The organism is Streptomyces sp. NBC_01190 (genome assembly GCF_045039895.1).
Taxonomy (GTDB): Bacteria; Actinomycetota; Actinomycetes; order Streptomycetales; family Streptomycetaceae; genus Actinacidiphila.
Genome location: NZ_CP108580.1, coordinates 3,142,120 through 3,152,391 on the forward strand (window position 1 = coordinate 3,142,120; position 10,272 = coordinate 3,152,391).

The following is a 10,272-nucleotide window of genomic DNA, read 5'->3' on the forward strand; positions in this document are numbered from 1 at the left end:
CCTTGTGACCGTCTCCAGTGTGCTTGGTCGCGGGGCCGGTGTCGCCCACCTGCGGCTGCGGTGGCTACCGCGGGGCGCGCAGCGATTCGCGTCGTGTAGTGACCGTGGCCTGCCACCGGGCGCGGGTGGCGTCTTCACTGTCGTGCCAGGTGGCGGGGTGTGGCCGGGGGCAGTATGCGGGCGCGCACTTGAGCGCGATCCGCTCTGGGATGGCTCGGCGGAGGGAGGTGGAGGCGTCAGGGGGCAGGGAGGGCGTTAGCTAGTACGTGCGTAGTTTTGGGTTTTTGGCTGCACGGCGGGTGAGGGGTCGCTACGGTCGGTCATAGCTCTGATCGAGCTCACTCTCGCACGCAAGGGAGCAGCGCAATGACCCAACGGCAACCGGGAAAACCCAAGAAGCTCGACGTCACGGCGTCGTCACGGGAGCTGTACGGCTCCGAGTTGCGCTTCAAGCGCGAGCAGGCGGGGCTCAGTCTGGAGGAGCTGGGCGCGCGGCTCTTCGTCGCGAAGACCCACGTCTCGAACCTGGAGGTCGGGCGGCGCCGTATTCAGCCGGACATGGCGGTGCAGTTGGACGAGATCCTGGGCACGGACGGATTCTTCGTACGGAACCTGGAGGCGGGCCGGGCAACGCCGTTCCGCGAGCACTTCGCCGACGTCGCTGAACTGGAAACCTTGGCGCTGGCGATCAGGGAGTGGGAGCCCCTCCTGGTCCCGGGCCTGCTCCAGACACCCGCCTATACGAGGGCCGTGATCCGTGGCTACGACCCGCTCGTTTCCGACGGAGTAGTCAGGAATCGACTGGCGGCCCGACTTGCGCGGGCAGAGATCTTCAACAACCCGGACCGGCCCCTGTATTGGGCGGTCGTTGACGAAGCAGCGATCCGCCGCGCCGCAGGTGGCCCCTTCATCATGGCCGAGCAACTACGTCATCTGGCCACCATGATCCGCACCAACCGAATCATCCTTCAGGTGCTGCCCTTTGGCGTGGGAGCCCACGCGGGGATGGAAGGTGCGCTGAAGCTCATGACCTTCCAGGACGATACCCCGATGGCGTACCTCCAGGGCCTGGAAACCGGGTCGCTGGTCGACGATCCGGCGACCGTCAAGCGCTGCTCACTGACTTACGATCTCCTCGGAGCGGCGGCGCTGTCGCCGGAAGCCTCCCTGACCCTCATCGAAGCGGTAGCCGAGGAGTACGAGCATGGACCTCAAGTACAGCCGGACGGAGCTGACTTGGCGTAAGAGCAGCTACAGCGGCGGCAGCGGCGACAACTGCATCGAAGCCAGCGACAGCCTCACCCGAGCCGGTTGGCGCAAGAGCACGTACAGCGGCGGGGATGGCGGAAACTGCATCGAGGTCGCCGACAACCTCCCCGACCTCATCCCGGTCCGCGACAGCAAGGACCCTCACGGTCCGGCCCTCACCTTCACCCCGGCCGCCTGGACCGCCTTCGTCACCGCGACCGCCAACGGCGTGTTCCCCACCGCCTGACCACCTCCCACGCCGAAGCGGGAGGGGGTCAGCCCCTTCCCACTTCCGCGCGTCATTTGGAGGGTTCATGCAGAACACCGCACCCCGCCCCTGGGGCATCAGCCGGATGCGGCCCTACCTGGCCACGTACCAGCAGCCGTTCGCGACGGTGGGCTGAGGTCCGTGCCGTCTATCGGCGTCGACCGTCCTGGCCGGTCCCTCGGACATCTGGGCGAGGCGGACGCGAGGTTCGCGGCAGCACGGGTACGCCACGGGCTCGGCGGCGCCATCCACGGGCTGCCCGGCGGCGCGGCCCACCGCCGCGCCCTCGCCGATCGCCTCACCGCGAGCGGCTCACTGCGCTCGGCGCCCCTGCGGGCGGCTGTTGAGGCCGTACCCCGCGAACTGTTCCTGCGACCAGGTGTGTTCCTGCCGACGGAGGACGGGGCATGGCGGCCGGTCGTGGCGGAGAACACCAAGCCGACGGAGTGGGCAGCGATCGCCTACCGGGACGAGTCGCTCGTGACGCAACTCGACGGTCACCTCACGGCCGATCAGATCGCCGGCCACGTTCGAGGCTTTCCGACCTCCTCCTCCACCGTCCCCGCCACCGTCGTCGGCATGATCGAGGCACTGGACTTGGCGGACGACCAGTCCGTGCTGGAAATCGGCACGGGCACGGGGTATTCGACCGCGCTGATGTGCCATCGGCTCGGCGAGGACAACGTCACCAGCGTCGAAGTGGACCCCGAGGTCGCCGCCCGTGCGGACACCGCGCTGGAGGCGGTGGGGTACTCGACCTGGACCGTCACCGGTGACGGCCTGCTCGGGCACCCGCACCGAGCACCGTACGACAAGGTGATCGCCACCTGCGCGGTCCGCCGTATCCCCTACACCTGGGTGCGCCAGACCTCACCCGGCGGAATCATCCTCGCCACGGTCGGGTCGTGGTCGTACGGGACCGGACTGGCCAAGCTGGTGGTGCGCGGGGACGGTACCGCCGAGGGGCGGATCATCGGTCCCTCCTCCTTCATGCCCGCCCGCTCCCAGGCCCTCCCGCCCCTCGCCGGCGACTTGTCGGCTCGTGCCGCATACGCCGAGACGGAGCACCGCACATCGGTCGGGCCGGACGTACTCGACGAGTGGATGCCCGCCTTTCTCGTCCAACTCGCGCTGCCTGGAGTGCAGGTGGTCCGCTCCACGGCGGAAGACGGTGAACAGACGACGTACCTGTTCGACACCGATCAGGAGTCCTTCGCCGCGCTCAACCACGGTCCCCACGGCTCCGGCTGGACGGTCCGCCAGGGTGGCCCGGTCGCGCTCTGGAGCACCGTCGAGGACACCCTCACCGCTTGGCACCGGGCCGGATCGCCGGACATCGACGCGGTCCACCTCCGAGTCACCAACCGCTCCCACACCTACTGGATCGCCGCCGACCCAGCCCTCCGCTGGGAGCACCGCATCCCGAACACCTCCGCCACCCGGGGGGACGCGGCGTTTCCGCCGCCGTAACGGCCCCTCGGCCGACGGCCCGCGCCCCTACCCCCGGCCCCGGCACGGTCAGCGCTGGGGGCTGAGGCCCGCCACGGTCAGCTGGAAGAGCCGGGCCGCCTCCGCGGCCGGGTCGGGGTGGTTCTCCGTGGCCAGCGCGATGCCGACGACCAGGGTGATCAGGTCGGTGACGGTGACACTCGGCGCCACCGCGCCGTCGGCCACGGCGCGCTGGAGGAGTGGGGCGCCCGCCTGCTCCAGCGCTGTGGCGCAGGAGTTGTCGTGCAGCGGGTCGGGCTCGGGACCGTCGTAGGCGAGCGCGGCGGCCAGCCCCCGCGCGGAGGCGGAGTAGGCGACGACGTCGCTCAGCCACGCCAGCAGCGCGCCCCTACTGTCGTCGTCGCCGGTCAGGTCGCGAGCGCGAGCGCCCAATACCTCGATCCGGCTCCGGGACACCGCCTCCAACAGCGCGCGGCGGGTGGGAAAGTGCCGGCGCACGGTGGCCGAGCCGACCCCGGCCGTACGGGCGATCTGTTCCAGCGAGGCGTCGGCCCCGTGGGCGGCGACCTCCCCCTCGGCCACGGCGAGGATCCGCGTGTAGTTGCGCCGGGCGTCCGCGCGCTGGTGGTCGGGCATCGTGTCACCTCAGGCGTTGTTAAGTGGCGGGCCCCGCCGTATCGTACCCCGGGAGAAAACGGCGGGCCCCGCCGTTTCTGCTGTCAGCCCCGGGAGTACGCATGTCCACACACTCCGCACCCGTCCTTGTCACCGGCGCCACCGGCAGGCAGGGCGGCGCCACGGCCCGCGCCCTGCTCACGGCGGGCGTTCCCGTCCGCGCGCTGGTGCGTGATCCGGGTTCCGCCCGGGCCAAGGCGGTCGAAGCGCTCGGAGCCGAGCTGGTCCTCGGCGATCTCCACGACCGCGGGTCGGTGGTGCGGGCGGCCGAGGGGGCACGCGCCGTCTTCTCGGTGCAGATGCCCGCCATGACCGAGGACGGCTTCGACTTCGAGGGGGAGGTGGCGCAGGGCGTCAACCTCATCGAGGGCGCCAAGGCCGCCGGGGTGACGCACTTCGTCCACACCTCCGTCTCCGGCGCCGGGCAGCACACCAGCGCTCCCGGCTGGGCAGAAGGCCGCTGGGCGCCGATGGAGCCCACCCTGGGAGCCAAGGCCGCGCTTCAGGAGCGTGTCCGCGCGGCCGGCTTCCCCCGCTGGACCCTCATCAAGCCGGCCTTCTTCATGGAGAACTTCCTTCCCTCCATGGCGTTCCTCTTCCCACGCGGCATCGAGGGCGGCATCGTGAGCGTGCTCAAGCCGACGACCCATCTGGCGCTCGTCGCGGCGGACGACATCGGCAAGGCGGCTGCCGCCGCCGTCACCGCGCCGGAACGGTTCGACCGGGTCGAGCTGGAACTGGCCGGGGACTACCTGACGATGGAGCAGATCGCCGACGTCCTCTCCCGGACCCTCGGCACGCACCTGGCCGCGCCGGATATGACGGTGGCGGAGGCGCTCACCGCGGGCATGCCGCCCATGGGCGCCTCGCACGAGTGGATGAACGCGGCCCCCCAGCCCGCCCGCCCCCAATTCGCCCAGGCCCTCGGTATCCCCCTCACCCCGTTCGCCCAGTGGGCCAGGCAGCACCTGGCGCCCACCGCCTGACCCGGCGGGCCGTACGGCGACGGCGGCGGCGTAGCGCACCACCGGTGGCGCACAGTTAGGTAGATCCCGTCTACGTAGATTCGATCTACGTAGATTTGGTCTACGTAGACGGGATCTACCAACCGCCTCTCCGGGGGCAGGCGTGCGGTCAGATAGTGGTCGGGGATCGGTCGGCCGACCCGGGCGCGGGGTTCCGGGACGGGGTGATCTGTGCGATGAGGGCGCGGACGCGGCGCTCGATCTCGTCGCGGATGGGGCGGACCGCTTCGACGCCGCGCCCGGCGGGGTCGTCGAGCTGCCAGTCGAGGTAGGTCTTGCCGGGGAAGACGGGGCAGGTGTCGCCACAGCCCATGGTGATCACCACGTCGGACGCCTGGACGGCTTCGACGGTGAGGACCTTGGGGGTCTCGGCGGAGATGTCGATGCCGGCTTCCCTCATCGCCTCGACCACGGCCGGGTTGACCTGGTCGGCGGGGGTCGAACCGGCCGAGCGGACCTCGACGGTGTCGCCCGCGAGATGGGTGAGGAAGGCGGCGGCCATCTGGGACCGGCCGGCGTTGTGGACACAGACGAACAGCACGGACGGGCGAGGGGCGGAGTCGGTCACGACGGATCTCCCAGCGGGGGTGTTCACGGGTTCAAAGGGGCTACGGGGGCGCTGAGCTCGCTCTCAGCGTCTTGGACGGCCGCCCGGGCGGGGGCGGTCCGGCCGAAGAGGAGCACGACGAGGGCCAGGCCGAGCCCGGCGCCGAGGAACTGGGCCGCTATGAACGGCGCGAGGGAGGCGGGGGCGATCCCCGCGAAGGTGTCGGTGAACGCCCGCCCCACCGTGACCGCGGGGTTCGCGAACGAGGTGGAGGAGGTGAACCAGTAGGCGGCGCCGATGTACGAGGCGACCGAGGCCGGGGTGAGTTGGCCGCGACCGGTGCGGGCCAGACCGAAGATGAGCAGCACCAGGCCGGCCGTCGCGACCACCTCGCCGAGCCACAGATGCCCGGCGGACCGGTCGTGGGTCGACCACCGCACCAGCGGCCGCGCGAACATGGCGTTCGCCAGCACGGCGCCGGCTATCGCGCCCAGGGTCTGGGCCGAGACGTACGCGATCACCGCGCGGCCGGTCAGGCCGCGGCCCGTACGGCGCTCGCTCCACCAGGCGGCCAGCGTGACGACCGGATTGAAGTGCGCGCCGGACACCGGCCCGAGCAGGGTGATCAGCACGCCGAGACCGAAGACGGTGGCCAGGGAGTTGGCCAGCAGCCGCACGCCGCCATCGCTGGACAGGTGCGCGGCCTGGATGCCAGAGCCGACCACCACCGCCACCAGCAGGGCCGTGCCGACCGCCTCCGCCGCCGCCCGCCGGAGCAGTGGCACCGGGGCGGTCACGCGCCCACCCCCGCGGCTCGCGGGACCCGCAACACCGCGGCCAGCCGCTCCAGAGCCGCCGGCATCGCCCAGTAGTACACCCAGGTCCCGCGGCGTTCGCAGTCGATCAGGCCGGCCTGCCGCAGCAGCTTCAGATGGTGGGAGATCGTCGGCTGGGCCAGGTCGAACGCCGGCGTCAACGCGCAGACGCACACCTCGCCGCCCTCCCCGGAAGCGATCATCGACAGCAGCCGCAGCCGCACGGGATCGCCCAGCGCCTTGAAGACCTTGGCCAGGTCCGCGGCCTGATCCTCATCCAGCGGTGCGGAGGTGATCGCCGGGCGGCACGGCGCGGCGGGCTGACCGATGACCGGAAGCGGCCGCGAGGTCTGTTTCGACATACGTCCATCGTGACGTACATCGATGAACATCGATACAGCGGGGTCACAGGAGTCAACGGGGCCAACGGGGCCGGCACTGTCCCGGGAGAGGGCAGGCCCCCGCTACGGGAAGCGGTGGACGAAGCGGCGTTGCCAGGGTGTCTCGACGGCGCGCGGGGCGTAGTGCTCCCGGACGTAGGCGACGGCCGCGCGGCTGGGCACCCCGTCGAGCACGGCGAGGCAGGCCAGGGCGGTGCCGGTACGTCCCTTTCCGCCGGCGCAGGCGATCTCGACGCGTTCGTCCTCGGCGCGCGCGTATGCCTCGCGCAGCGCGGCCGCGGTCGCGGTGCGGTCGGACGGCAGCCAGAAGTCCGGCCAGCGGAGCCAGCGGCTCTCCCAGCCGACCGGCGGTGGCCGGTGACCCAGCAGGTAGAGCGCGAAGGTCGGCCGCGGGCCCGGCGGGAGCGGCCGGCGTAGCCCCCGGCCGCGGACGAGCCGGCCGGAGGGCAGCCGCAGCACACCCGCCGCCGTGGGGTCCCATGACGTGGTCATCCTGCGAACCTATCCCCCGTCCGGCCGACGGTCAGGCCGCTTCCGAGCCTTCGCCGGAGCCGCAGACGCCAGAGGGCTCCTCACGGAAGGGGAGGCGACTCGGATACGGGCCGTTCGGCCTGCCGCTGCCCCGAAGGCCCCGGCTGCCCCGGATCCGCCGGCGCGGCGGGCCGGTCACCGTCGGGTAGAGCCAGGTGGTTGAAGGCGTAGTAGACGGCCATCAGTCCGTGCGCGGCGAGCATGACCGCCGGGGATACCAGGGCCAGAGCGACGGTCGCCGGATACGCCAGCGCACCCAGGTTGAACCGGACGCGGGTGGCGCGTGCCGCTGCCCGGTCCACCCCGGCACGCAGCAAGTGGCCCCGGGAGGTGACGTACCACCAGATAGCCACGTAGAGCGCCGCGTGCACCATCATCACGGTGCTGTAGATCACCCCGGCCACCCGGGCGTCGTCGGGGTCCCGCAAGTGCTCGGCCAGCAGCGCCGTCGGCCACGGGAGCGCCGCCACCACCATCAGCAGCAGCAGGTTGAGGAAGATGAGCGTGCGGTCGACGCGGGCCAGGTAGCCGAAGAGGGCGTGGTGGTTGACCCACATCACCCCGATGACCAGGAAACTGACCACGTAAGCGGCGTAGGACGGCCACTGGTCGGCCAGCGCCCGGGTCAGCGCGTGCCCGTGCTGGGAGGGCACGTGGATCTCCAGGACCAGCAGCGTGGTGGCGATCGCGAAGACGCCGTCGCTGAACGCCTCGACCCGTTGGGTCTCGCTCACTTGAGCCCGTTCCAGCCCCAGCGGGGTGTCGGCCCCGGCGTGCCGAGATCGGTGCCGACCGGGTCGGCCGAGACCGCGCGGGCGATCTTCGTGCCCCACGCGAAGTAGTCCAGCACCTCGCGGCGCAGCGCCTGGTCGGCGGGGAGTTCCCGGCTCACCGCTTCGGTCATCAGCTCCATCCACCTCGTCCGCTGCCGCTCGGTGATCGACAGGCCGAGGTGGGCGTTGAGCAGGCCCTGGTGACCGCCGTGCGCTGCGGTGAAGTCCGCGGGGCCGCCGAAGACCTCGGCGAGCCAGACGGCGACGTGCTCGACGTGGGTGCGGGTGAAGTTCGCGAAGACCGGGGCGAGCAGCGGGTCTACGAGCACGGCGTCGTAGAAGGTGGCGCTGAGCCGGCGGAGCGCCTCGATGCCGCCGACGGCCTCGTACAGGGTGCCAGTGCGCTCGGTCACGGCCGCCGCCCGCCTTCGGGAACGGTGGCGACCTCGGCTGCCTTTTCGACGTCGGCCCGGCGTTCGGGGTCGCAGCTGCGGTACCGGATGTACTCGACGGTCATGTCGGCCCTCCGTGGGGATCGGTTCCCCGCAATGATCGCAATCGCCGGCCCGGGAAACAGTGGTGTTCGCTTCGGGCACATGAACCGGATCCTGGCGGGCGCCCTGGGGCCTGGCCGGCCGAACGTGTCGGCCAGGCACCAGGGTTGAGGAGGACTCAGCGCTTGAGGGTGAAGGTGAAGTCACCGGAGAGCTTGCCGCTCAGCCGGACCGCCGAGACAAGCGTCCCCGCGGCGATCAGCCGCTCCACCTCGGCCCGCGACACAGCGAATCCTTCGGCGATCAGCCGCACCGGCCGGACCGGGATCCGCGCGGCGAAGCGGACCGAGACGTCGATCACCTCCTGGTCCAGGTCATCGGATCCGCCGGTGTCGAGCCGCCAGGCGCCGTCCCAGTCGAGGGCGACGCGGTTGCGGTGCCGCAGGGCTGGATCCTGGAGCAACTCGGCGGTCAGGGCCGGGTCGTTGGCGTGCAGCCGGGCCAGCAGCCCGGGAGGTACGGAGCGTACGTTCACCCGCTCCAGGACCGTGAGCTTCACGGTTTCCCCGCACCCGGTGCAGAGCGCGAGGAGCCAGGCGTCGATGAGCTTGTGGTTGGCGTTGACGCGGAATTTGCCGCTCGCCCGGAAGCGGTCGGCCGGGCACGCGTGGCAGCGGCGCAGCACGATTGGCGGGCAGGTGGGCATGACCACCCAGATTTTGAGCACAGGGGTACACCGGTTTCAGTGAGAAGACCGCAGCGGAAAGGAGCGCGGCGCGGAGATGCGCGCGGCGCGCTTCGGATCAGCGGGTGGGGGGTCTCACACGGTGTACAAGGGAGGCCTTTGGTTGGCGGCGTGGTCGGGCAGCAGGGTAGTGGCGCTTGGCGGCGCGGCTCCATCGGTTTTTGGGACCCCCGGCGCCCGCGTGGGGTCCGCCCCCGACGCATGCGCCGTCGTGGCTTGTCGCGCAGTTCCCCGCGCCCCTGACGGGGCACGGTTCCTCCGCCGCCGGAAGAGGGGGCGCCCCAAAGGGGCACGATTCCGCAGCCGTCGGGAGTGGGGGCGGCCCGGAGGGCGATACGCGGTGGTTCGGGGGATGTAGGGGGTGTACGGCCTCGGTCGTAGATCTGGTCGCGTGCGGGTGGGCGGGTGGGGGCGGAGACCACCGGTCGGAAACATGCCCGATACACGGTGCGGCAGTTAACGGTGTGACGGGTGTGGTTTGCGGTTATCGCCGGGCCCTCGCCGGACAAGGCCCTGAAGTGCACACCTGCGCGATATTCGGCGCCCGGTTTCCCTGGCCTATGCCAATTGACTGTGCCATGCGCCTCCGCGCGGCAGCCGTCGCTTTCCGGTCAGCGATCTGGCCGTTCCTGGTCGAGTGTCTAGTCACCGTCCATCGACCGGTCACCTCCGGCCACCACGGCTCGTCATGCTTTGGCCTCGCATATATTCACGGAACCATCGTGCCCATCCTTAACCGCTAGAGAAACCACAGGTGAGATGGGCGAGGCGGGCAGATTCGAAAATCCATCCGGAATCGGCGGGCCCCCGTCTACCCCGACTTCTCGCGGTCAATCAAACTGGTACCGAGCGACCCTTCTTCGCGGCCCTCATCAGCCAATCCCGGCCCCGGTTGGCAACGTCCGATAACGGCCGGAAAGCTGTTGTACGCTGACCGGGTCCCGATGCAGTTGTATTGTCCTACCGGCCGGGATGCCTTACCAGAGCTGAGGCATCGACCCGATCCGGCTTGATCGGCGAAGTCAGTGAACCGCGATGTGGGGGAGTTCTCCGATGGCAAATCCGTTCGACGACGAAACCGCCCGTTTCCTCGTACTGGTCAATGACGAGCGGCAGTATTCGCTGTGGCCGGCCGACGCGGCGGTGCCCGCGGGCTGGCACATCGCGCTGGCCGAGAGCTCGCACGCCGAGTGCGTGGGCTTCGTCGAGGCGACCTGGACGGACATGCGGCCGGCCAGCCTGGTCAAGGCGATGGACGCGGCCGGCGGCTGACCGTGTGAGCCGGCGGCCGACTGTGCCCG

The 10,272-nt window shown here is 70.8% G+C and carries 13 protein-coding genes; 5 read left to right on the forward strand and 8 right to left on the reverse strand.

The genetic code is table 11. The annotated features are described in order from the left end of the window. Positions 1 to 366: 366 nt before the first annotated feature. From OG519_RS13085 to tgmC, 3 genes are all read left to right on the forward strand, one after another. Entirely contained in the window at positions 367 to 1,245 is an 879-nt protein-coding gene (locus tag OG519_RS13085; RefSeq protein WP_405582801.1) for a helix-turn-helix domain-containing protein, read from the forward strand. Continuing rightward, complete coding sequence (locus tag OG519_RS13090) at positions 1,205 to 1,495, forward strand: DUF397 domain-containing protein (RefSeq protein WP_405582803.1); 291 nt, start codon at positions 1,205 to 1,207, stop codon at positions 1,493 to 1,495. The genes OG519_RS13085 and OG519_RS13090 overlap by 41 nt, the downstream gene beginning before the upstream one ends. Positions 1,496 to 1,771: 276 nt before the next feature. Continuing rightward, positions 1,772 to 2,986 carry an ATP-grasp peptide maturase system methyltransferase gene (gene tgmC / locus OG519_RS13095; protein ID WP_405592698.1) on the forward strand — a complete coding sequence of 405 codons (1,215 nt, stop codon included), beginning with the start codon at positions 1,772 to 1,774 and terminating at the stop codon, positions 2,984 to 2,986. Between the two features lie 48 nt (positions 2,987 to 3,034). On the opposite strand, the gene OG519_RS13100 is transcribed toward tgmC, so the two are convergent. After that, the gene (locus OG519_RS13100) at positions 3,035 to 3,601 is read right to left on the reverse strand and encodes a TetR/AcrR family transcriptional regulator (protein WP_405582804.1); all 567 of its coding nucleotides are present in this window, start codon (positions 3,599 to 3,601) and stop codon (positions 3,035 to 3,037) included. Positions 3,602 to 3,702: 101 nt separating this feature from the next. Between OG519_RS13100 and OG519_RS13105 the strand changes: the two genes are divergently transcribed. After that, positions 3,703 to 4,626, forward strand: a complete 924-nt coding sequence (locus OG519_RS13105; RefSeq protein ID WP_405582806.1) for an NmrA family NAD(P)-binding protein — start codon at positions 3,703 to 3,705, stop codon at positions 4,624 to 4,626. Positions 4,627 to 4,774: 148 nt separating this feature from the next. Here OG519_RS13105 and OG519_RS13110 read toward each other — a convergent pair whose 3' ends face one another. The 7 genes from OG519_RS13110 to OG519_RS13140 all read right to left on the reverse strand — a co-directional run bounded on the left by OG519_RS13110 (position 4,775) and on the right by OG519_RS13140 (position 8,953). Continuing rightward, positions 4,775 to 5,233, reverse strand: a complete 459-nt coding sequence (locus tag OG519_RS13110) for an arsenate reductase ArsC (protein WP_405582808.1) — start codon at positions 5,231 to 5,233, stop codon at positions 4,775 to 4,777. Between the two features lie 23 nt (positions 5,234 to 5,256). Next, a complete protein-coding gene (locus OG519_RS13115; protein WP_405582810.1) occupies positions 5,257 to 6,009 on the reverse strand; it encodes an aquaporin in 753 nt (250 codons plus the stop codon). Continuing rightward, positions 6,006 to 6,389 (reverse strand): ArsR/SmtB family transcription factor, encoded by a 384-nt coding sequence (locus OG519_RS13120; protein WP_405582812.1) that lies wholly within the window; start codon positions 6,387 to 6,389, stop codon positions 6,006 to 6,008. Before OG519_RS13120 ends, OG519_RS13115 begins: the two co-directional genes overlap by 4 nt. 102 nt (positions 6,390 to 6,491) lie before the next feature. Continuing rightward, on the reverse strand, positions 6,492 to 6,920 hold the full coding sequence (locus OG519_RS13125; protein ID WP_405582814.1) for a protein-tyrosine phosphatase family protein: 429 nt from the start codon (positions 6,918 to 6,920) through the stop codon (positions 6,492 to 6,494). 80 nt (positions 6,921 to 7,000) lie between these two features. Next, on the reverse strand, positions 7,001 to 7,693 hold the full coding sequence (locus OG519_RS13130; RefSeq protein WP_405582815.1) for a TMEM175 family protein: 693 nt from the start codon (positions 7,691 to 7,693) through the stop codon (positions 7,001 to 7,003). Beyond that, positions 7,690 to 8,145 carry a group II truncated hemoglobin gene (locus OG519_RS13135; protein ID WP_405582817.1) on the reverse strand — a complete coding sequence of 152 codons (456 nt, stop codon included), beginning with the start codon at positions 8,143 to 8,145 and terminating at the stop codon, positions 7,690 to 7,692. The genes OG519_RS13130 and OG519_RS13135 overlap by 4 nt, the downstream gene beginning before the upstream one ends. Positions 8,146 to 8,404: 259 nt before the next feature. Further along, on the reverse strand, positions 8,405 to 8,953 hold the full coding sequence (locus OG519_RS13140; RefSeq protein WP_405582819.1) for a DUF1062 domain-containing protein: 549 nt from the start codon (positions 8,951 to 8,953) through the stop codon (positions 8,405 to 8,407). A gap of 1,071 nt (positions 8,954 to 10,024) precedes the next feature. Between OG519_RS13140 and OG519_RS13145 the strand changes: the two genes are divergently transcribed. Continuing rightward, entirely contained in the window at positions 10,025 to 10,243 is a 219-nt protein-coding gene (locus tag OG519_RS13145; protein ID WP_405582821.1) for an MbtH family protein, read from the forward strand. Positions 10,244 to 10,272 lie beyond the last annotated feature (29 nt).